We start from the raw sequence: 23,149 nt of genomic DNA, 5'->3' as shown, positions 1-23,149 counted from the left end.
GCCGCCTGGATGTGAAAGCGTCGCAACGCAGGCGTTGCTCGAATGTGAAGATGGGATTAGTGCGGCAGCGACACACGAGCGGGATGACCCTGCACCCTCAGCATCGTACCCATCGTTTTGGCCGGCGCGCGCCGCGAGAGATCAGTTCTCGATCACTTCGCAGATGTCGCTCATGGCTTTGGATTTCCAATCGGCGCGCACCTGGCTGGCGGTCATGCCGAAGCGGGCGCGGAAGGCGCGCTGGAATTGGCGCTCGGTGGTGAAGCCGTAGCGCTCGATGATGTCCGTGATGCTTCGATGCGGCTCGTTGCACAGGTCGCGCAGCACGGCTTGCAGGCGCTTGTTGCGGATGTAGTGCTGCACGCCGCCCAGTTCGGCGAAGTGCCGGTACAGTTGCGAGCGCGACACAGCGAACTCGCGTTGCAGGCGCAGGGCGCCGAGGTCGCTTTCGCTCAGATGTTCGTCGATGTAGGTGACGATGCGTTCCCTCGCTTCATCCAGGAAGTAACCCGTATCTTTGTTATTTACGTCATCCGTGCGCAGGCAGAAGCGCAGCAGTTCCATCGTTGCCTTGGTCATTTCCTTGACGTTGTCGGCGTCGCAATGCCGCAGGATGTCGATGAAGTTGAGCAGATGCTCGCGAAGCATGCGGCATGGCAACCACTCACCATGCAGAACACGCCCATGCACCGTAATGTCGCCCAGGTCGGCGCGGCGCATCATGACGTTGATGTGTGCGCAATCGCCTTCTAGCCACACCTCGGACGTTTGGGCGAGGTCGCTGAGGTAGATGTCGCCTTCCTTGATATCCACCTTGGCATCGCCGAACCAACCGTGCACGCTTCCCTTTATCAGCAGGCGCAGAAGCAGGCACTCGCCGAAGCGACCTTTTTCGATGGTGTCTTCGTCGCGAAGATAATGGACCGGGCTCGACGTTGATTGCGCCAGCGTGATCTGTCCCAGTCGATAGGTAATGATCGACGCGCTGACCGGCGCATCGTTGCACGCCTCCACCATGGCGATGGGACGCAGCCAACGGCGGTAAGCGGTAGCCCTCATCCCAGGTTCGACCAGGGACGTCGCAAACACTGCATCCGGGAATCGTTGCCTGGCTTCGTGCATTCGCGCCTCTCTACTTCGCAGCCTCGGGGCGTGGCACAAAGCATGCCAGTCCAAGGTGATTGCCATTGCGTCATGCCACGCAACAAGTATCGGTATCGCGGTGTAGATGCCTGGTGTAACACTGGGCGCGTTCTTGACGCCCCTGAGACGAATCGTCGTATTGAAGGAGACAAAACGTCGCGCGCACGTGAAACGCAGGGCCATTTCTGGAATGGCTGCTGAAACGCATTTTCACACCGTTGCGTTCACGCGGAGACGAAATGTCGCTTGCACCGCCCGCAAGCTGACTGGCTTCGACAACAGGTGACGTTATTTCGCGCACGCCCACAGCTGCTTTGCGCTGGCATACCCGTTGCACACGTTGCCTGGAAGGTGCGCATGCATCCATCGCACTGACAGGCATGCATGAGCGCGCATCGCGCTAGTGCGCGAACAGCAACGGAAGTCTTAGGGGACGTATGAATCGGAATATCTTCAGCCTTGTTTTCAACAAGGCGCGCAACATGTTGGTCGTCGCGCCGGAAATCGCCAAGGGCGCGCATAAGTCTTCGCGGCGCAAGAAGCCCGCTACGAGTCGCCCGGCGCTGGTGCTGCAGTTCGTATTCGCGGCAGGTGCGTTCGCCTGTATGACCAGCGTTGGCCACGCCCAGACGCTGCCTGCAGGGTCCATCCTGGACATCAACAACAGCGGCACGGGCGAGACGTCCTACGCGACTGCCAATTCGTGGCAGAACTATTCGGTGACGTTCACCGCGGGGAGCACCGGCGACGATTACCTTCTGTTCGCATTCCGCCAGGATCCGGGTTTCTGGACGTTCGGCAACATCAGTCTGGAGCTCGACGGAACCAGCACCAATCTGCTTACCGATCCGACCTTGACGCAAGGTGGCACGGTCAGTGGGCAAAGCGGCCTGCAAGCACCGGCGGACTGGGGCATCGTCTACCAGACGGGTGTAACGCCGAGCTACGCCGGGTACTGGGAGGCACCCAATTCCGGCGGCGCGAGCACCACCAATGTCGGTGAGGGCACCGCCGGTTCCTGGTACGACGGCGCGGTGGGCAGCTTCGACGGCATTTATCAGGGTATCGACCTCACCGCTGGCGATCAGTACACGGTGACCTTCACGGCTTTGTCCACGGATCCGGCCAGCACCAGCAATGGCGTGGAACTGGGCGTATTCGTCGGCCCCTGCGCAACGCTCACCGGCCCGGCTGCCAACTGCACGCCGCAAAGCACTTCGGGCTTTACCGCATCGGCCACGCCGGCGCAGACCGTCAATGCGGGATCGACGGCCACCAATATCACCTCGACCGACAACGCTTCGGGTCTTGCTTCCAGCCCGGCCACGCTGTTGCCGGTGTTGGACGGCGGCACCCTGGTGCTCGATGGCACGGATCTGACGCCCTATACCTTCAGCATCACCGGCAACAACGGCACGGTGGATCTGGCCGGGCAGAGTGCCACCATTTCCAACCCGATCAGCGACAACACGGCGGGCACGCCGGGCAGCCTGACCATCGCCAACAGTGGTTCAGGCGGCGCGCTGACGCTTACCGGCGTCAACACCTATACCGGCAGCACCACGATCAATGCGGGCGCGGAGCTCGATCTTTCCGGCGCCGGTTCGATTGCGTCGTCGTCGGGCCTCACCGACAACGGCACGTTCGATATCAGTAACGCCAATGGCAACGAATCCATCGCCAACCTGGCCGGTAACGGCACCGTCACTCTCGGCGGCAATGGGCTGACCATTACCAACGGCAACGGCAGCACCTTCGCGGGCTCCATCAATGGTTCCGGTAGCGTGACCATGGCCGGCGGCGCGCAGGCGCTGAGCGGCACCAACACCTACACCGGCGGCACCTATCTCGATGGCGGTACGTTGCAAGTCAGCGGCGACGCCAACCTGGGCAATGCCTCCGGCGCGCTGAACTTCAACGGCGGCGCGCTGGAAAACACCGCCAGCTTTACCACCTCCCGCAACATCAACGTGGCGGGTAACGCGGTCTTCAACACCGACGCGGGCACTACCCTTACCGATACGACCGGCACCATTACGGGCACGGGCTCGATCGAAAAGGAAGGTGCAGGTGCGCTGATCCTGGGCGCCGACAATGCGACAGGCGGCATCCTCGTTGGTGCCGGTCTGTTGGAATTGACCGGTGCCAGCGCGGCCACGGGCGACGTGAGCGTCGACAGTGGCGCGTCGCTGACATTGGTGGGTAATGGTTCGATCAGCCATGCCTCCAACGTCATCATCGACGGTACGCTCGATATCTCCGGTGCCAACAACAGTCAGTCGATCACGGGTCTTGCCGGCAACGGTACGGTCAACCTGGGCGGCAACAGTCTTACGTTCTCGAACGCCGACGACAGCTACGGCGGCACGATCAACGGCGTCGGCGGTGTGATCATGAACGGTGGCGTGCAAGCGTTGACCGGCACCAATACCTATACGGGCGGCACCACGCTCAACGGTGGCGCCTTGCAGGTGGGCAGCGATGCAAATCTGGGCGATGCCAGCGGCGCGCTGAACTTCAACGGCGGCACGCTGGAAAGCACGGCCTCGTTCACCAGCGCACGCAACATTGCCATGACCGGCGCGGCGAACTTCGATGTCGACGGCGGCACCACACTCACCGACACGGCCGGTTCGATCACCGGCAACGGCCCGATCAACAAAGAGGGTGCGGGCACGCTGGTGCTTGGGGCCGACAATTCCACTGGTGGTGTGAACGTCGGCGCGGGCGCGCTGCAACTGACGGGTGTCAGCACCGATACCGGCGTGATGAACATCACCGGTGGTACGACGTTGGCATTGACAGGCAACGGTTCGATCGCGAGCGCGTCAGATGTGATCGACAATGGCACGTTCGACATCAGCGGCGCGAACGGTGCGGCATCGATCACTGGCCTGCAAGGCGGCGGCACGGTCAATCTTGGCAACAATGGCCTGGCGCTCACCAACGCCAACGATATCTACACCGGCACGATCACCGGCAACGGCGGCGTTGCCATGAACGGTGGCGTGGAAGCGCTCACCGGCACCAACACCTACACCGGTGGTACCACGCTCAATGGCGGTTTGCTGCAGGTCAGCAGTGATGCCAACCTGGGCAATGCATCCGGCGCACTGAACTTCAACGGTGGCGCGCTGGAAACCACGGCAACGTTTACCAGTACACGCACTATCACAACGAACGGCGTCGGCGCTGATTTTGATGTCGATGACGGCACCACGCTCACCGATACGGCCGGCACCATCACCGGCACCGGCCCGATCTACAAGGCGGGTGCCGGTACGCTGATCCTGGGTACCGACAACGGCAGCGGTGGTGTGAACGTTGGCACGGGCACGCTGCAGCTGACCGGCGCAAGCACCGACACGGGCATCGTGGGTATCCAGAACGGCGCGACACTGGCGTTGACCGGTAACGGTTCGATCGCGAACGCGTCTGACGTTCAGAACAACGGCACGTTCGATATCAGCGGCGCGAATGGTTCGCAGTCGATCACCGGCCTGCAGGGCAGCGGCACGGCCACTCTCGGCAACAATGGCCTGACGCTCACCAACGCCGACGATATCTACAGCGGCAGGATCACCGGCAACGGCGGCGTGACGATGAGCGGTGGCGTGGAAGCGCTGTCGGGTGCCAACACCTACACCGGCGGCACCACGCTCAACGGTGGCGCCTTGCAGGTGAGCAGCGATGCCAATCTGGGTGACGCCAGCGGCGCGCTGAACTTCAACGGCGGCACGCTGGAAACCACGGCCACGTTCACCACCACGCGCAACATCGCCATGACCGGCGCGGCCAACTTCGATGTCGACGGCGGCACCACGCTCACCGACACAGCCGGTTCGATCACCGGCAACGGTCCGATTACCAAGACCGGCCTGGGTACGTTGGTGCTGGGCACGGATAACTCGAGCGGCGGCGTGATCGTCGGCGGAGGCACGCTGCAGTTGACCGGCGCAAGCACGGACACCGGCACGGTGGGTGTCATGAACGGGGCCACGCTGGCGCTGACCGGCAACGGTTCGATCGCGAATGCGTCGGACGTCCAAAACGTCGGCACCTTCGATATCAGCGGCGCCAATGATTCGCAATCGATCACCGGCCTTGCCGGTAGCGGTACGGTCAACCTGGGCAACAACGGCCTCACGCTGACCAACGCCAACGATATCTATAGCGGTGCGATCACCGGCAACGGCGGCGTCACGCTCAACAACGGCGTGGAAGAACTGTCCGGCACCAACACGTACACCGGCGGCACGACGCTCAATGGCGGCAACCTGATGGTGAGCAGTGATGCGAACCTCGGCGATGCGTCCGGCGCGCTGAACTTCAACGGCGGTGCGCTGGAAAGCACGGCCTCGTTCACCAGTACGCGCAACATCAACGCGGCCACCGGCATCAACATCGACACCGATGCAGGCACCACGTTGACCGACACCGCCGGCGCGGTCACCGGCACCGGCCCGATCAACAAGGGAGGCACCGGCACGCTGGTGCTGGGCGCCGATAACTCCACCGGTGGCGTGAACGTCGGCGCGGGCACCTTGCAGCTCACCGGCGTCAGCACCGATACCGGCGCTACCAACATCAATACTGGCGCGACGGTAGCGATCACCGGCAACGGTTCGGACGCCAGTGCGTCGAGCATCAACAACAGCGGCACGTTCGATATCAGCGGCGCGAATACCTCGCAGTCGATCACCTCGCTGGCCGGCAACGGCACCGTCGCGCTGGGCAACAATGGGCTGGCGTTGACCAATGCCAGCGGCATCTACAGCGGCGCCATTGGCGGCAACGGTGGCGTCTCGCTCAACGGCGGCGCGGAAGAGTTGTCAGGCACCAACACCTATACCGGCGGCACCACGCTCAACGGGGGCACCTTGGCGGTGAGCAGCGATGCCAACCTCGGCGATGCGTCGGGTGCGTTGAACTTCAACGGCGGTACGCTGGAAAACACAGCCAGCTTCACCACCACGCGCAACATCAATGCCACCGGCGCGGTGAACATCGATACCGATGCCGGTACGACCCTGACCGACACTGCCGGCGCGATTACCGGCAGCGGTCCGATCACCAAGGGCGGCACCGGTACGCTGGTGTTGGGTGCGGACGATTCGACCGGCGGCTTGAACGTCGGCGCGGGCACGCTGCAACTGACCGGCGCCAGCACGGATAGCGGCGCGACCAACGTCGCCTCCGATGCGACGCTGGCGATCACCGGCAACGGTTCGGATGCCAACGCATCGAGCATCAACAACAGCGGTACGCTCGATATCAGTGGCGCCAATGGTTCGCAGTCGGTCGGCTCGCTCGCCGGCAACGGCACGGTCGCGCTGGGCAACAATGGCCTGACGCTGACGAACGCCAACGGCAATTTCAGCGGCACGATCGGCGGCCATGGCGGTGTCAGCATGAGCGGCGGCACGGAAGTGCTAAGCGGCGCCAACACCTATACCGGCGGGACCACGCTCGATGGCGGTAACCTGGTCGTGAGCAGCGATGCCAACCTCGGCGCGGCGGGCACACCGGTGACGTTCAACGGCGGCAGCTTGACCGTGACGCAGTCGATGAATACCTCGCGCAACCTGGTCATTCAAAGCGGTGGTGCAGACTTCAACACGCTCACCGGCGTGACCGTGCAGGACAGTGGTGACATCAGCGGTACCGGCGGTCTGGTGAAGACAGGTAACGGCACGCTCATCGTCAGCGGTTCCAATACGTTCAGTGGCGGCACGCTGATCGATGGCGGTGTGGTGCAGATCGATAACGGCTCTTCGCTCGGTACCGGTACCATTTTGTTGAGCGGCGGCACGCTGCAGACAACGGCCAGCTTGAACAACAACCAGAACGTGGTGGCAAGCGGCAACGTCGGCGTCAACGTCAATGCCGGCACCAGCACCCTGATGGCTGGCAACATCCAGCAGACCAGCGGTAGCGGCTGCTTCGTCAAGAGCGGCTCGGGCACGTTGGATTTCACCGGTAATGAAGTGCTCTCCGGGGGCACCTGCGTGCAGGAAGGCATGCTGCGCGCGAATGGCAGTCTGGTCAGCAATGTTTCGGTCTACACGCAGGGTGAACTGCGTGGTGTGGGCGTGATCACGGGGCCGATCCAAGTGGATGGCCGCCTGGCACCGGGCAATTCGCCCGGCACGCTGACGGTGACCGGCAGCGTGACGATGAATGCAGGCAGCACGTACGAAGAAGACATCGACGGACTGGGCACCGGCACGGGCAAAGGCAACTACTCGCGCCTGATCATCACCGGTGCGAATAGCCAATTCATCGCCAATGGCACGCTCATGCCACTGCTGCGCGGAATCACCGGCAATGCATCCAACACCTACACGCCACAGATCGGTGATGTGTATCAGTTCGTGCTGGCGCAGGGCGGCATCGTCGGCCAGTTCAGCGCGCTGACTCAGCCGACCGGTCTCGCGCCGGATACGCGCATGGTTGCGTTCTATAACGTCGACAACAACCACAGCATCGAACTGGGTGTCGTGCCCGATTCGTACGCGAGCCTGATCGCCGGTTCGAATGCGAATCGCAATGCGTTGAACCTGGCCGGTGCGCTGGATGCCGCGCTCAACCTGCAAGCGGCCGGCACGGCCAGCAGCGGCCAAAGCCAGTTGCTGTTCGCCCTGGCCGACGCCAAGGCCACGCAGCTCGGTGGCGTGATGACCAATCTGTCCGGCGAAATCTATGCCGATGAGGCCGCCGCCGCGCGCGCCACGGGTCTGGCGATGCAGAGCGATACGCTCGGTCATCTGACCACGGACGACAGCGACGTCACCGGTCAACAGAGCGCACATCAGGCGTGGGCGAATGTCACCCATGACGGCAACCGCTGGAGCGCCGATGCGCAGGGCTCGGGCTTCCAGACGGGCACCAACCAGACCACCGCGGGCGTGGATATCTTTGCGCAAAATGGCACCGTGCTGGGTGTTGCGGCATCCAATCACGACACCGATGTGAATGCCGATAGCCAACAAGGCACCATCCGCGGCAACGATGGCATCGTCTACGGCCAGCAGGCCATCGCCTCGGTGCTGGTCGATGGCATGGTCGCGAGCGGTCACGATACGTGGATTACGCGTCGTCCCGATCCCACCGGCGTGAGCGGCAATCTCTACGCTCGCAGCGGTGGCAGCAACACCATGGCGGACGTCACGGCACGCATGCCGATGAGCGTGGGCAGCATGCACGTCGAACCGTATGCCAGCCTAACTTGGCAGCAGTTCGATCGCGGCGGCATGAGTGAAGGCACTGATTCGCCCGCCGCACTGCAAGTGGCGCGCTTGTCGGCCGCCGGTACGCGCGCGCTGGTGGGCGTCAACCTGGGCTCCATGCAGCAGGATCCGCTGTTGAGCGAGGTCACCTATCGTTTTGGTGCTGCGGTGGGCGAAGACAGTCGCGGACTGCTGTCGCCAGCCGTGCAGGCGACCATCGAAGACGAGTCGTTCATGACCAAGGCGCCGCAGATCGGCCGTGGCTTCGCGCAGTTCCAGGCCAACGGCACGCTGCGTCTGAGCCATGCTACGTATCTGTACGGTGGCCTGACCGACGAAGTGGGTGCGCGACGCGGCTCCTACGGTGTCACCGCCGGCGTGCGCGTTTCGTTCTGATGATGGCGGGGATGGCGTCCTTCGTGGCGCTATCCCTTTCGCGCAAGACTCAACCCGGCAATGGCTCAGCCACTGGCCGGCGCGCACCCCAGGTGGCGCCGGCCGACGCCACGATGATGGCCGCGATGGCCAGCCATTGCAGTGCGTCCAGTCGTTCACTCAAAAAGGCTGCGCCGGCCAGGGCAGCGATGGCCGGTTCCAGGCTCACCAATACACTGAACGTGCGTGCTGGAAGACGCGTCAGCGCCATCATTTCCAGCGAATACGGCAGCACCGAACTCAACAACGCCACGCCCAGGCCCAGCGGCAGCAGTGCGGGCGACAGCAGCGCGGTGCCGGCATGCGCGATGCCTACGGGTACGGTCAGCAATGCGCCGATCGCAATGCCGAGCGTCACCGCGTCCGAGCCAAACTCTGCGCCGGCCTTCTGTCCGAACAGGATGTACAGCGCCCAACCCACGCCGGCGGCCAGCGCATACAGCACGCCCTTCGGATCGAGCGCATGCGTTTGTCCATGCAGCGGCAACAACAACAGCAAGCCGATCACCGCCAGCGCGATCCAGCCGATATCCCACCGATGGCGCGAAGCGAACAGCGCAATCGCCAACGGGCCGGTGAATTCCAGCGCCACGGCAATGCCCAATGGGATCGTGCGCAAGGCCATGTAGTACACCAGGTTCATCGCGCCGATCGACAACCCATAACCCCACAACGCGCGCGAACCGACACCTTTTCGCAGGGTGCGCCAGGGGCGCCGCACCGCCAGCATCATGATCGCGCCAAGCCCAAGCCGGAACGCGGTCGCCCCTTGCGCACCCACCATCGGGAAAAGCTGTTTGGCAATGGCCGCGCCGCATTGATACGACGTCATGCTTACCAGCAGCGCGCATATCGCCAGCAGCAGAGGGCCGAAGGAGGAGCGTTGAGACATCTGGCAGCGGCAACGTAAGGGACAGGGAGTGATCCCATAATGCCCATGCGCCGTGGGAAAAGCTGCTGTTCTTCGGGAAGCTGCTGACAGCGGGCGGCAACAGTGATCAGAATCGCAGCGATTTTCTTCTACTGCGGAGTTGAGCGCGAGCGGATAACGGTTTCTCAACCGCTTGCTGGGCGATTTGGCAATGAGGCACGCATCAACGCATGAATCTGGCGCTTTTTGATTTCGATGGAACGATCACGCAGCGGGAAATGTTTGCAGCTTTCATGCAGTTTGCCGCCCCGCGGCGCAGGCTGATGCTCGGCATGCCTCTGTTTGCGCCGCTGGTGGCCGGCTACAAGCTCGGCATGGTGTCGGGAAGCACGATTCGCGCGCAATCGATCCGATTCGGCTTTCGCGGCGTCCCGGCCACGCATGTGCGGATGATGGGGCAGCGCTTCGCCGAAGAAATGCTGCCAGCCGCGCTGCGACCGCAGGCGTTGAAGCGCATCCAATGGCACCGGGATCAAGGCGACAAGATCGTGGTGGTGTCCGGTGCACTGGATGTGTATCTCGAACATTGGTGCAGCCAGCACGGGCTCGATGTGATCTGCTCACGCCTTGAAATCGTCGACGGACGCCTCACGGGTCGCTATCGCGGGCTGCAATGTGTCGGTACGGAGAAATCCAGGCGCGTGCGCGAGACTTGCGAGCTGGAACGTTTCCCGCTGGTGTATGCCTACGGCGATACCCCGGAAGACCTCGACATGCTGAGCATGGCGCACCACAAATATTACCGCTGGCAAGCATTGGCGTAACGATGCCGTTGATGCGACGTCAAGGTTTCCGAATGCCGCGGTCATCTGCCCGCATAGTCCCAACTGTCATCAGGCGGCGATGTGGGGCTTGATAACCTGATGGGTGGCGCCCTACATCAAAAGGATTATGCTCGTTGACCTGCCGCCAGACTCCGCACCCCGCGCGGGAAGACCGAGCGAATGCGTTGCGGCACTGGCGTAGACATGGTCCTGCGCATGGATGCACATGGATGGGCCCGTCAGCTTTCGCATCCCGCAGCATCGCGGGCTGTGGCCCGATTGAACAATTGGCATCATTTCATCAGGAGTAACGCAATGGAGAACCCCACCCGCACGCTCAATGGGCTCGGACAGAGTCTTTGGCTGGACAACATCACCCGCGGCATGTTGGGTGACGGCACCCTGCTTGGCTATCGCGATCACAAAGCGGTGACCGGCCTGACCTCCAACCCCACGATCTTCGCCCAGGCCATCAAGTCCGGCAAAGATTACGATGCGTCCATCCGCGCGGCCGGACATGCCGATCCGGAAACGGTGTTCTTCGGCCTGGCCATCGACGATCTGCGTCGCGCGGCCGCCATCTTCGAACCTGTCTACCAGCACACGCATGGCGTGGACGGCTGGGTGTCGCTGGAAGTGTCGCCGCTCCTGGCCGATGACACGCAGCGCACGATCGAGCAGGCCGTGGCGCTGCATAAGCAAGCGGCCGTGCACAACCTCTTCATCAAGGTGCCTGGGACGCCGGCGGGTGTGCCGGCCATCGAAGAGCTGATCTTCCGTGGCATTCCCATCAACGTCACGCTGCTGTTCTCGCCGGACCAGTACCAGGCGGCGGCCGAAGCGTGGCTGCGTGGTCTGGAACGTCGCCATGCGGCGGGGCTCGATCTGGACATCGCCTCGGTCGCATCGGTATTCATCAGCCGCTGGGACGTGAAAGTGGCGGACAAAGTACCCACGGAACTGCACAACAAGCTCGGCTTCGCGGTGTGCGCGCAGATCTACGCCAGGTACCGCGCGCTGCTCGATTCGCCGCGCGTGCAGCGTCTGCAAAACGCTGGCGCGCACGTGCAGCGCTTGTTGTGGGCAAGCACCGGCACCAAGGATACGAGCGCCAGCGACGTGCTCTACATCGAGAACCTGATCGCGCCGCTGACCGTCAACACGATGCCGGAAAAAACGCTGCTCGCCTTCGCCGACCACGGTAAGCCCGAACGCCTGATGCCGCTGGATGATCCCAGCGCCGCCGGCACGCTGGCGCAGTTCCAAGCGCACGGCATCACCATGGAAGAGCTGGCGAAAGTGCTGCAGAAAGAAGGCGCCGATTCGTTCGTCAAATCCTGGCGTGAACTGGTGGATACCGTCAGCGAACGCATGGGAGCCGCTGCATGAGCGCTTTGCGCGAGAAACCGGCATGGCGCGCCCTGACCGCGCATCAAAAAGAATTGGCAACGCGACACCTTCGCGACATGTTCGCGGCCGACCCTGGCCGCGCCGAGCGTTATCGCGCCGAAGCCGCCGGCTGGCGCCTGGACTACGCCAGGCACCGCATCGATGATCAGGCGCTGGAACAGCTGTTTGCGCTGGCGCGCGAATGCGGCCTGGAAGCGCGGCGCGATGCCATGTTCGCGGGCGAAAAGGTCAACACCACCGAACAGCGCGCCGCCTTGCACGTTGCCCTGCGTGCGCCGGCCCGCAAGACGATCAAGGTCGATGGCGAGAACGTCGTGCCCCAGGTACACGAGGTGCTCAAGCGCATGGGTACGTTTGCCCACGCCATTCGCGAAGGACGCTGGCTTGGCTTTACTGGTCGGCCGATTCGCAACATCGTCAACGTGGGCATCGGTGGTTCGGATCTGGGTCCGGTGATGGCGTACGAAGCCTTGCGCCATTACAGCGACCGCAAGCTGACCGTGCGTTTCGTGTCCAACGTCGATTACACCGACTTTGCCGAAGCAGTGCACGATCTGCGCCCGGATGAAACACTTTTTATCGTCGCCTCCAAGACCTTTACCACGCTGGAAACCATGACCAACGCGCACAGCGCGCGCGATTGGTTGATGAAAGCGGCCGGCGGCGACAAAGGCGCGGTGGCCAAGCACTTCGTCGCGCTTTCCACCAATGCGAAAGCAGTGGAAGAATTCGGCATTTCCACCGGGCAGATGTACGGTTTCTGGGATTGGGTCGGCGGCCGCTATTCGATGGACTCAGCGATCGGCCTTTCCACCATGATCGCGGTGGGGCCAGATGCGTTTGCCGAGATGCTGGCCGGCTTTCACGCGATGGACGAGCACTTCCGCACCACCCCGCTGGAACGCAATCTGCCGGTGATCATGGGCTTGCTCGGCGTGTGGTACACCGATTTCTTCGGCGCCGAAACGCAGGCGGTATTGCCGTACGAGCAGTATCTCAAACGCTTTCCGGCGTATCTGCAGCAGCTCACGATGGAATCGAACGGCAAGCACGTCACCCTTGGCGGTGCGCAGGTCGACTACGCCACGGGGCCGGTGTACTGGGGCGAGCCGGGCACCAATGGGCAGCATTCGTTCTATCAGCTCATTCACCAGGGGACACGGCTGATTCCGTGCGATTTCGTCGGCTTCGGGCAATCGCTCAATCCGTACGGACGTCATCACGATCTGCTGTTGGCGAACGTGATCGCCCAGGCCGAAGCGCTGGCAATGGGCAAGACGTTGGAGCAGGTGCTGGCCGAAGGCATCGATGAAGCGCTTGCGCCGCATCGTGTGTTCGAAGGCAATCGTCCATCCAGTCTGCTGCTGGCCGAGCGTCTTACCCCGCACACGCTGGGTGCGCTCATCGCGCTGTACGAACACATCGTGTTCACGCAGGCGGCGATCTGGGACATCAATCCCTTTGATCAATGGGGCGTGGAACTGGGCAAGCAGTTGGCGTTGCGGGTGGTGGACGAAATCGAATCGCCGCGCAAGGCGCTCCATCACGACAGTGCCACCAATGCGGCAATCACTTGGTATCGCAAGGCGCGTCGCAAGGCAGAAGAAGGTGCCGGTGTCACGCCTTCGCATCAGCGCAAGGTGTTGGTGATCGACATCGGCGGTAGCCACGTCAAGGCAATGCTGACCGGCAACAAGCGCGAGGTGGAGATCAAGTCCAATCGCAAGCTGACACCGCCGGAAATGGTCAAGCAATTGCGCGCGGCAATACGCGGCTGGAAATACGATGCCGTTGCAGTGGGCTATCCCGGCCCGGTCATCCACGAGCGCATCGCACGTGAACCGTACAACCTCGGCAAAGGATGGGTGGGTTTCAATTTCACTCAGGCTTTCGGTTGCCCGGTGAAAATCATCAATGATGCAGCGATGCAGGCACTCGGCAGCTATGAGGGTGGGCGCATGTTGTTCCTTGGGCTGGGTACGGGGCTTGGTTCGGCCTTCATCGTCGATGGTACCGTCGAGCCGATGGAGTTGGCGCATCTTCCGTACAAGAAAGGCACGTTTGAAGACTATGTCGGCACGCGCGGCATGAAGGCACATGGCAAGAAGAAATGGCAGGCGCACGTCTTTGACGTGGTTGCACAGCTTCAGGCCGCCCTCGAGCCTGATTACGTCGTGCTTGGCGGCGGCAACGTGCGCCACCTTACCGAGCTGCCGACCGGTGCGCGGCGTGGCGACAATCACAATGCATTCACCGGTGGATTCCGGCTGTGGGAGAAGTTGACATGAGTGCGGACAAGGCACGCTTGCAGCTCGGCTTCATCGGACTGGGCCGCATGGGTTTGAACATGGTTCGCCGCATGCAGGAAGCGGGCATCGATTGCGTGGTGTTCGACACGCACGTGGAAGCGCGTCGCGAAGCGACCAGCCATGGCGCAACGGCGGCCGAATCCATCCAGGATCTGGTCGCCAAGCTCGACGCGCCGCGCAATGTGTGGCTGATGCTGCCCACGGCGGTGGTGGATGTAGTGCTCGATCAATTGGTGCCGCTGCTTCATGCAGGCGACACGGTGATCGACGGCGGCAATTCGCACTACGTGGAAGACCTGCGTCGCGCCGAAGCGCTGAACCGCCATCAGGTGATGTATGTGGATGTCGGCGTGAGCGGTGGCGTGTGGGGACGCGAACGCGGTTATTGCCAGATGATCGGCGGCCCTGAACTAGCCTACAAACGGCTGGAACCCGCCTTCGCCGCACTGGCCCCCGGCGTGGATGCCGCACCGCGCAGTGAAAGCCGCAGTGGCGAACCGTCGCCGGCGGAGAAGGGCTATCTGTACTGCGGCTTGAATGGCGCCGGGCACTTCGTGAAGATGGTGCACAACGGTATCGAATACGGGCTGATGGCCGCGTATGCCGAAGGCCTCAACGTGCTCAAGAACGCCAATGCCGGCAAGCAAACGCGCACGGCCGATGCGGAAACCGCGCCGCTGGAACGTCCCGAGCTTTATCAGTACGACTTCCCCATTGGCGATGTCGTGGAACTGTGGCGACGCGGCAGCGTGATCGGGTCGTGGCTACTGGATCTGACGGCGGTCGAAATGGCGCGCGATGCAAGTCTGAAAGGCTACACCGGCCGCGTATCCGATTCGGGCGAAGGCCGCTGGACCGCGCAGGCGGCGATCGATGAAGGCGTGCCGGTGCCGGTGCTTACCGCGGCACTGTTCGGCCGCTTCACGTCGCAGGGCAACGATCTGTACGCCAACCAGGTGATGTCCGCCATGCGTCATGCCTTCGGCGGCCATCAAGAGAAAACTGAGGGTAAGGGTTAGCCATGGCGGCCACTACGCTGGTGATTCTCGGCGCAAGCGGTGACCTTACCAAGCGCCTGCTGATGCCTGCGCTGTATCGTCTGCACGCGCTGGGTTTGACACGCGACCTGCGCATTATCGGTTATGCGATGGAGCCGTGGAGTCGCGAGCGGTTCGAGCAGCACATCCACAAAGCGCTGCAGGCGTTTTCGCCGGACTACACACCGGCGCAGTGGAACCGCTTTCGACGCCAGCTCGATTACGTGGGCGGCCAATTGCAGGCCGATCAGCTGCTCGCGCTCAAGGACAAGCTCGATCCCACGGCGCTGTTCTACCTTGCGTTGCCGCCGCCGCTGTTCGGCGTCGCGGCACGCGCGTTGGGTGAGGCGGGGTTTGCGAAAAGTCCACGCAACGGCTGGCGTCGCTTGGTGGTGGAAAAGCCGTTCGGTACCGATCTGGCTTCCGCGCAGGCCTTGCGTCAGACGATGCATACACATTGGGATGAACAGCAGATCCTGCGCATCGATCACTTCCTTGGCAAGGAAACCACGCAGAACCTGATGGTGTTTCGTTTCGCCAATCGTTTTATCGAGCCAATCTGGAACGCACAGCACATCGCACAAGTGCAAATCACTTACGCCGAAACCCTGGGCGTGGAAAAGCGTGCGGCGTATTACGACAAGGCAGGCGCGTTGCGCGACATGCTGCAGAACCATCTGATGCAGCTTTTCAGTCTTACTGCGATGGCGCCGCTGGCCGAATGGGATCCGGAAGTGTTGCGCAACCACAAGGTGGAAGTGTTGCGCTCAACCGTGCCGATCACGACGGCCAACGTGAACGCACATGCAGTGCGGGGGCAGTATCGCGCCGGGCAGATCGGTCGGAAGAAAGTGCCCGGTTATCGCAATGAACCGGGCATCGCGCGCAGTTCGTGCACCGAAACGTTCGCCGCGTTGCGCCTGGAGATCGACAATTGGCGCTGGCGTGGCGTGCCGTTCTACTTGCGTAGCGGCAAACGATTGGCCACCAATTATTCGGAAATCGCCGTGCAGTTTCGCGAAGTGCCCGGTGCGCTGCCCAAAGCCGTGCAGGCGGGCAACAACTGGATGATCTTCCGCATTCGTCCAACCGAGCAGATGGACCTGCTCGTGACCGCCAAGCGTCCTGGCCTGGAATTGGCCGGGCGGCCGGTGGTGCTCACGGCGCCGTATGCGAGCCCGGAAGATCGCGAGTTTTCTGCGTATGAGCAGTTGCTGATGGATGCCATCGAAGGCGACCGTACGCACTTCCTGCGCTTCGACGAAGTGGAGTGGGCGTGGAAGCTGCTCACGCCTGTGCTGGAGGCATGGCAAAGCGGTGCGCCGGATTTCTACGCCGCCGGTTCCGATGGACCGTCTACGCAGAAGCGCCTGCTCGACCCGGGGCATGCGTGGCGATCGATTGCGCGTAACGGTGATGTTTAGGCATCACCTGCGGGCGCCGGAACAGAGCCCATCCCGCGGCGCGGGTAGAATAGGGCGATGCATATCTTCAAAGTCTTCCAGATCGAGGCTGCGCATCGCCTTCCCCATGTGCCGGAAGGGCACAAATGTGCGCGCCTGCATGGCCATTCCTTCCGCATCGAGATTCATCTGCGCGGCGAACCTGATCCCACGCTCGGCTGGGTGATGGATTTCGCCGACGTAAAAGCCGCATTCGCGCCCATCTACGATCAACTCGATCACCGTTATCTCAACGACATCGAAGGATTGGAGAACCCCACCAGCGAGATGCTGGCGCGGTGGATCTGGAAGCGCCTGGAGCTGGCCCTGCCTGGGCTGGACAAAGTTGTGGTGCATGAGACCTGTACCTCGGGGGCAAGCTGCACGCGCGAGAGCTTTTGACGCGTCGCAAAATTCACGATTCCGTCATCAACTCCATGAATGAGTTGAATTTTTTGTGACATCAGGAGCATTTAACAAAAAACATATTGCACCGCACAAAAACCCTTGCTAAGATTCGTCTCACTCCTAAATTCTCCCCGAGAGGGACACGTCATGACTCAGCAGCTGAACTCCCAGATCTTTGCTTACGCCAAGCAGCTTTCCGAGAACGCGTTCAAGGCACATGCGCTGGCCATCAAGGGCTTCGAGCAGGTTGCCGAACTGCAGCTCGCTGCGCTGGAAAAGCAGGCCCAGGCCACCGCCGACTTCGTCGCCCAGGCGGTCGAAGTGCGTGATGTCGACGCCCTGCGCGGCTTGTGGGAAAAGGGTGCTTCGCTCACCCGTGAGCAGGCTGAGAGCGCTGTCAGCGTAAGCAAGGACGTGATCGCCGTGGCGCAGAAGACTGCCGAGTCCCTCAATGCGCTCGTCCAGGAACAGCAGAAGGCCGCCAACGAGGCCGTCGCCGCTCCGGTTGCCGCCATCAAGAAGGCCGCTGCCGCCAAGTAATTACCCTCTCGCATGTCGTGACTCCCCTTGCGATGTGCACTTAGGCCGGGCGTTCGCGCCCGGCCTTTTTCTTGTCCGCGTGGGCGTGTCCGAAAATCCCCCCGGGACTGGGTGCCGCATAGCGTTCGGCTTGCTGGGCCAAAAGTCACGCTGATATACTTTTACGGATTGGATCGTGACCCGTGGCGTGTTGAATGCCTGGTGCGAAAACCGCGGGAACCTCACGTGCTCAACAGCTTAACTTCGGGTCGGCGTCTCGCTCTGCGACTGTTGCTATGGCAGCTAGTCGCGGCCATGGTCGTGGGCCTCGCTTTTTCGGTGCGTGGGCTCCGATGGGCGATAGCGGCAGTGGCTGGGGCCGGGATTGTGGCGATAGGTACTGCGCTGCTATCGACGAGGTTGTTTAGTCAGGTGAATGGCGCCGGTATGGCGCTGGTTCGCCTGATGACGGGCATGCTCCTGAAGTGGATGGTGATCGTCGGGGGGCTGATCATCATCATGTTCCAATACAAGTTGCCGCCGCTGGCCGCCATCACGGGGCTGGTGACGGCCTATGCGGTTAATCTTCTGGCATTCAGATTCAAAGGTTGAACGATGGCAAGCGAGCCGGGCGGTTTTACCGAGTACATCCAGCACCACCTGACATTCTTGAAGCCGCCGAGCATCAGTCCGGACGGGTTCTGGGCGGTGCACATCGATTCCATCGCCGTATCGTTGGTGCTTGGCATCCTGTTCTGCTTCTGGTTCTGGCTGAAGGCGCGCAAAGCCACCTCGGGCGTTCCGGGCAAGGGGCAGGCCTTCGTCGAGCTGGTGCTGGAATTCGTCGATGGCCAGGTCAAGGACGTGTTCCATGGCGACCGCCGCGTCCTGGGGCCGCTGGCGCTGACCGTGTTCGTCTGGGTGTTCCTGATGAACGCCATGGACCTGCTGCCGGTGGATCTGCTGCCGGTCATCACCGCCAAGCTGGGCCTGGGGCATTTCCGCGCCGTGCCGACGGCGGATCTGAACATGACCTTCGCGATGTCCACCACCGTGTTCCTGCTGACGATCTTCTACAGCTTCAAGGCAAAAGGTGCCGGCGGGTTCATGCATGAGCTGTTCACCGCGCCGTTCGGCAAGCATCCGCTGCTGTGGATCCCCAACTTCGTGCTGAACCTGGTGGAGATGCTGTCCAAGCCGGTGAGCCTGGCGATGCGACTGTTCGGCAACATGTATGCCGGCGAGCTCGTATTCATTCTGATCGCGGGCCTGTTCAGCGCCGGTGGCTGGGCACTTTATGGATTGGGCCTGATCGGTTACACCGTGTGGGGCATCTTCCATATCCTGATCATCTCGATCCAGGCCTTCATCTTTATGGTGTTGACCGTCGTGTACATCTCAATGGCACACGATCACCACTGATTTACCCCTAACTGTACGTAGCGCTTTTCAATTCTTTAGGAGATTAACGTGGAAGTCATTGCTCATCTTGCTCAAGTCCAGAGCCTCACCGCCATCGCTATCGGCCTGATCATCGGTCTGGGTGCGCTGGGTGCCTGTATCGGCATCGGCATCATGGGTTCGAAGTTCCTCGAAGCCGCTGCTCGCCAGCCGGAACTGGTACCGCTGCTGCAGGGTCGCATGTTCCTGCTGGCTGGCCTGATCGACGCGGCGTTCCTGATCGGCGTGGCGCTGGCGATGTACTTCGCCGTCGGCAATCCGCTGCTCACAGTTGTCCAGAAGGCCGCCGTGGCGGCTGCCGGTCACTAAGCCCGCGCCGGTATCGGTTCGATTCAATCCGGTGCGGGCGCCGTAGGGCGTCCGCACCTTGTTTAATCCGCATGCACAGGTAATGCAGCGATGGAATTCAACGCGACCCTGATTGGCGAAATGATTTCGTTCGCGATCTTGATCTGGATCTGCGTCCAGTTCATTTGGCCACACATCAACAAGGCCATCGAAGAGCGCCAGCTAAAAATCGCCGAAGGTCTAAATGCCGCCGAGCGTGCGCACGCGGAATTGAAGGCGGCCGACAATAAAGCCGCCGCCGAGGTCAAGCAGGCGCGTCAACAGGCGGCTGAGATCATCGACCGCGCGCAGCAGCAGGCCAATCAGATCCTCGACAAGGCCCGCGCCGACGCCGTGGCGGAAATCAACCGCCAGAAGGCCGCCGCGCAGGACGAGATCGCCTCCATGGCGCAGCGCGCGCGCGAAGAGTTGCGCGAACGCGTTGGCGCATTGGCGGTGCAGGGTGCCTCCAAGATCGTGCAGCGCGAAATCGACCCGGCAGCGCACAAGGCGTTGCTTGACCAGCTTGCCACCGAGATCTGATCGATGGCCGCCCAGTCGATCACTCTTGCTCGTCCTTACGCCCGCGCCGCTTTCGAGCTGGCGCAGGCTGAAGGTGCGCTGGCCAACTGGTCACACGCGTTGGCCTTCGCTGCCGAAGTGGCCAGGGATGCGCGCGTGGCTGCACTCAGCAACGATCCGCGCGTGCTGCCGGAGCAGCTCGTCGCCTTGCATCTGCCTGAGGGCATGCAGGCGGACAGCGTATTCGGCCATTTCCTGGCCGCGTTGGCCGAACAGCATCGCATGTCGCTGCTGCCGGACGTGGGCGCGCTGTACGAAACCTACAAGCGTGAGTCCGAGTCGCAGTTGCTGGTGAAAGTTACCAGCGCGATGGCTCTGGACGTTGCGCAGGCCGAGCAGCTGAAGGCATCGCTCAAGCGCCGCTTCAAGCGCGAGATCGAACTGGAAACCCAGGTCGATCCCTCGCTGCTGGGCGGTGTCGTGATCGATACCGGCAGCGAAGTGATCGACGGCTCCGCCCGCGGTCGCCTGCAGCGCCTGGCATCGGCACTTACGCAGTAAGAATTGGTTTTACGCGAAGTCCTTTTCGCGAAGAGCAAAACCCGCCATCCATGGCGGACTCTTAAGAAAAGCGTCTCGTTATACACATTTAGGATCCGACCATGTCCAGCACCACTCTCAATCCGTCAGAGATCAGCGAACTGATCAAGAACCGCATCGAGCAGTTCAAGCTCGGTGCGGAAGCCCGCAATGAGGGCACGATCATCAGCGTGTCTGACGGTATCGTGCGCATCCACGGCCTGGCCGATGTGATGCAGGGCGAAATGATCGAACTGCCGGGCAACGCGTTTGCGCTGGCGCTGAACCTCGAGCGCGACTCCGTCGGCGCCGTGGTGCTGGGCGAATACCAGCACCTGCGCGAGGGCGATGTCGCCAAGACCACCGGCCGCATTCTCGAAGTGCCGGTTGGCCCGGAAATGCTCGGCCGCGTGGTCGATGCGCTGGGTAACCCGATCGACGGCAAAGGCCCCATCCCCACCAAGCTCACGTCGCCGATCGAAAAGGTCGCGCCGGGCGTGGTGTGGCGTAAGTCGGTCGACCAGCCGGTGCAGACCGGCTACAAGTCCGTCGACTCGATGATTCCGATCGGCCGCGGCCAGCGCGAGCTGATCATCGGCGATCGCCAGACCGGCAAGACCGCGCTGGCCATCGACGCGATCATCAACCAGAAAGATTCCGGTATTAAGTGCGTCTACGTGGCGATCGGCCAGAAGCGTTCGTCGATCGCCAACGTGGTGCGCAAGCTCGAAGAGAACGGCGCGCTGGCCAATACCATCGTCGTCGTTGCCTCGGCATCCGAATCGGCCGCGCTGCAGTACATCGCGCCGTACGCCGGTTGCGCGATGGGCGAGTACTTCCGCGATCGCGGCCAGGACGCGCTGATCATTTATGACGACTTGTCCAAGCAGGCCGTGGCGTATCGCCAGATCTCGCTGCTGCTCAAGCGCCCGCCGGGCCGCGAAGCGTATCCGGGTGACGTGTTCTACCTGCACTCGCGTCTGCTTGAGCGCGCCGCGCGCGTGTCCGAGGAATACGTCGAGAAGTTCACCAAGGGCGAAGTGAAAGGCAAGACCGGTTCGCTCACCGCGCTGCCGATCATCGAAACGCAGGCCGGCGACGTGTCCGCATTCGTGCCCACCAACGTGATCTCGATCACCGATGGCCAGATCTTCCTTGAAACCGACTTGTTCAACGCGGGTATCCGTCCTGCCGTGAACGCCGGTATCTCGGTGTCGCGCGTAGGTGGCGCGGCACAGACCAAGATCGTGAAGAAGCTCTCCGGCGGCGTGAAGCTCGCACTGGCGCAGTACCGCGAACTTGCTGCGTTCGCGCAGTTCGCCTCGGACCTCGATCCGGCCACGCGCGCGCAGCTCGACCGCGGTCAGCGCGTCACCGAGCTGATGAAGCAGAAGCAGTACGCACCGCTTTCCATCGCCGAACTGGCGCTGTCCGTGTACGCCGCTGAAAAGGGCTATCTGGACGATCTGCCGGTGAACAAGGTGCTGGCGTTCGAGAAGGGCCTGCACAGCTTCTTCCACCAGAACAACGAAGAGCTGATGAAGAGGATCGTCGCCACCGGTGACTGGAACAACGACATCGAAGCGACGTTCAAGGCTGGCCTGGACGAGTTCAAGAAGACGGGCAGCTGGTAAGCATTACAAGGGTGTGCGGTCGTCCACGACGGATGATCGCACCGCACGTCGGTCAGCCGACCGAATCGTACCCAACAGGTTGAGGCAAACGTGGCAAGCGGACGCGAAATTAAAACCAAGATCAAGAGCACGCAGAACATGCGCAAGGTGACGCGCGCGCTCGAAATGGTCTCGGCCTCCAAGATTCGCAAAGCGCAGGACCTGATGAAGGCCTCGCGTCCCTATGCGCGCTCCATGCGCAAGGTGATCGCGCACGTCGCGCAGGCGAGCACGGAGTTCACCCATCCGTTCCTGGTCGAGCGCGAGAACGTGTCGCGTGTGTGCTATGTGGTCGTTACGACCGATCGCGGTCTTTGCGGCGGCCTCAACTCGAACCTGTTCCGCCGCCTGTTGCCCGCGATTCGCGAGTATCAGCAGCAGGGCGTGCAGATCGATGTGGTGGCCATCGGCCAGAAGGCGGTGCAGTTCTTCCGCCGGCTCAATGGCGTGAACCTGATCGGCAGCACCACGCATCTGGGCGAGCGCCCGAAGGTGGAGCAGCTCATCGGCGTGATCAAAGTCGTGCTGGATGCGTACACCGAAGGCAAGTTCGATCGCGTGTTCCTTGCCTACAACGACTTCGTCAACACCATGACGCAGAAACCGTCGGTCGATGCGCTGCTGCCGTTGCCGTCCGTCGCCGCCGAACTTGAAGCACAGCACGTTGCCGGCGTTGCGCTGGAACAGTCCCACGATTGGGATTACATCTACGAACCCGATGCAGCCACCGTGCTCGAGCACGTGCTTAGCCGCTACATCGAATCGGTGGTGTACCAGGCCGTGCTGGAAAACCTCGCCAGCGAACACGCCGCGCGCATGGTGGCGATGAAGTCGGCTTCCGATAATGCCAGCAAGGTGATCGCCGAATTGACGCTCAGCTACAACAAGGCGCGTCAGGCTGCGATCACGCAGGAAATTTCCGAAATCGTCGGCGGCGCGGCGGCGGTCTAATCCCAACCC

Annotated in this window: 17 protein-coding genes; 15 read left to right on the top strand and 2 right to left on the bottom strand. The window is 62.1% G+C overall.

Going from position 1 to position 23,149, the window contains the following annotated elements; genetic code table 11:
• Positions 1 to 141: 141 nt before the first annotated feature.
• Positions 142 to 1,059 carry a helix-turn-helix domain-containing protein gene (locus DWU98_RS09090; protein WP_158545007.1) on the bottom strand — a complete coding sequence of 306 codons (918 nt, stop codon included), beginning with the start codon at positions 1,057 to 1,059 and terminating at the stop codon, positions 142 to 144.
• Positions 1,060 to 1,580: 521 nt separating this feature from the next.
• Here DWU98_RS09090 and DWU98_RS09085 point away from each other — a divergent pair.
• Positions 1,581 to 8,768: an autotransporter-associated beta strand repeat-containing protein gene (locus DWU98_RS09085; protein ID WP_115495239.1), complete on the top strand. Its 7,188-nt coding sequence runs from the start codon at positions 1,581 to 1,583 to the stop codon at positions 8,766 to 8,768.
• Positions 8,769 to 8,817: 49 nt separating this feature from the next.
• Here DWU98_RS09085 and DWU98_RS09080 read toward each other — a convergent pair whose 3' ends face one another.
• Positions 8,818 to 9,699: an EamA family transporter gene (locus tag DWU98_RS09080; protein ID WP_115495238.1), complete on the bottom strand. Its 882-nt coding sequence runs from the start codon at positions 9,697 to 9,699 to the stop codon at positions 8,818 to 8,820.
• A gap of 209 nt (positions 9,700 to 9,908) precedes the next feature.
• Between DWU98_RS09080 and DWU98_RS09075 the strand changes: the two genes are divergently transcribed.
• The 14 genes from DWU98_RS09075 to atpG all read left to right on the top strand — a co-directional run bounded on the left by DWU98_RS09075 (position 9,909) and on the right by atpG (position 23,140).
• Positions 9,909 to 10,502 (top strand): HAD family hydrolase, encoded by a 594-nt coding sequence (locus DWU98_RS09075; RefSeq protein ID WP_115495237.1) that lies wholly within the window; start codon positions 9,909 to 9,911, stop codon positions 10,500 to 10,502.
• A 315-nt stretch (positions 10,503 to 10,817) separates the two neighbouring features.
• The gene (gene tal, locus DWU98_RS09070) at positions 10,818 to 11,891 is read left to right on the top strand and encodes a transaldolase (RefSeq protein ID WP_115495236.1); all 1,074 of its coding nucleotides are present in this window, start codon (positions 10,818 to 10,820) and stop codon (positions 11,889 to 11,891) included.
• A complete protein-coding gene (pgi, locus tag DWU98_RS09065; RefSeq protein WP_115495235.1) occupies positions 11,888 to 14,200 on the top strand; it encodes a glucose-6-phosphate isomerase in 2,313 nt (770 codons plus the stop codon). The genes tal and pgi overlap by 4 nt, the downstream gene beginning before the upstream one ends.
• A complete protein-coding gene (gene gnd / locus DWU98_RS09060) occupies positions 14,197 to 15,240 on the top strand; it encodes a phosphogluconate dehydrogenase (NAD(+)-dependent, decarboxylating) (RefSeq protein ID WP_115495234.1) in 1,044 nt (347 codons plus the stop codon). The genes pgi and gnd overlap by 4 nt, the downstream gene beginning before the upstream one ends.
• Before the next feature lie 2 nt (positions 15,241 to 15,242).
• A complete protein-coding gene (gene zwf / locus DWU98_RS09055; protein WP_115495233.1) occupies positions 15,243 to 16,682 on the top strand; it encodes a glucose-6-phosphate dehydrogenase in 1,440 nt (479 codons plus the stop codon).
• Positions 16,683 to 16,739: 57 nt separating this feature from the next.
• The gene (queD, locus tag DWU98_RS09050) at positions 16,740 to 17,102 is read left to right on the top strand and encodes a 6-carboxytetrahydropterin synthase QueD (protein ID WP_115495232.1); all 363 of its coding nucleotides are present in this window, start codon (positions 16,740 to 16,742) and stop codon (positions 17,100 to 17,102) included.
• A gap of 153 nt (positions 17,103 to 17,255) precedes the next feature.
• Complete coding sequence (locus tag DWU98_RS09045) at positions 17,256 to 17,648, top strand: phasin family protein (protein ID WP_115495231.1); 393 nt, start codon at positions 17,256 to 17,258, stop codon at positions 17,646 to 17,648.
• Between the two features lie 426 nt (positions 17,649 to 18,074).
• Positions 18,075 to 18,239, top strand: a complete 165-nt coding sequence (locus DWU98_RS22190) for a hypothetical protein (RefSeq protein WP_230474768.1) — start codon at positions 18,075 to 18,077, stop codon at positions 18,237 to 18,239.
• Between the two features lie 3 nt (positions 18,240 to 18,242).
• Positions 18,243 to 19,049, top strand: coding sequence for a F0F1 ATP synthase subunit A (gene atpB, locus DWU98_RS09035; RefSeq protein ID WP_115495229.1), 807 nt, complete (start codon positions 18,243 to 18,245; stop codon positions 19,047 to 19,049).
• Positions 19,050 to 19,091: 42 nt separating this feature from the next.
• Positions 19,092 to 19,397, top strand: a complete 306-nt coding sequence (gene atpE / locus DWU98_RS09030) for a F0F1 ATP synthase subunit C (RefSeq protein WP_230474787.1) — start codon at positions 19,092 to 19,094, stop codon at positions 19,395 to 19,397.
• A gap of 90 nt (positions 19,398 to 19,487) precedes the next feature.
• On the top strand, positions 19,488 to 19,958 hold the full coding sequence (locus tag DWU98_RS09025; RefSeq protein WP_115495227.1) for a F0F1 ATP synthase subunit B: 471 nt from the start codon (positions 19,488 to 19,490) through the stop codon (positions 19,956 to 19,958).
• A gap of 3 nt (positions 19,959 to 19,961) precedes the next feature.
• Positions 19,962 to 20,498: a F0F1 ATP synthase subunit delta gene (locus tag DWU98_RS09020; protein ID WP_115495226.1), complete on the top strand. Its 537-nt coding sequence runs from the start codon at positions 19,962 to 19,964 to the stop codon at positions 20,496 to 20,498.
• A gap of 101 nt (positions 20,499 to 20,599) precedes the next feature.
• On the top strand, positions 20,600 to 22,150 hold the full coding sequence (atpA, locus tag DWU98_RS09015; protein ID WP_115495225.1) for a F0F1 ATP synthase subunit alpha: 1,551 nt from the start codon (positions 20,600 to 20,602) through the stop codon (positions 22,148 to 22,150).
• A gap of 90 nt (positions 22,151 to 22,240) precedes the next feature.
• Positions 22,241 to 23,140, top strand: coding sequence for a F0F1 ATP synthase subunit gamma (gene atpG, locus DWU98_RS09010; protein WP_115495224.1), 900 nt, complete (start codon positions 22,241 to 22,243; stop codon positions 23,138 to 23,140).
• Positions 23,141 to 23,149: the final 9 nt, after the last annotated feature.

The organism is Dyella monticola (assembly GCF_003363155.1).
GTDB lineage: Bacteria > Pseudomonadota > Gammaproteobacteria > Xanthomonadales > Rhodanobacteraceae > Dyella_B > Dyella_B monticola.
The sequence above is the reverse complement of the archived record's forward strand: the minus strand, read 5'-3'. Positions and strand labels throughout refer to the sequence as shown.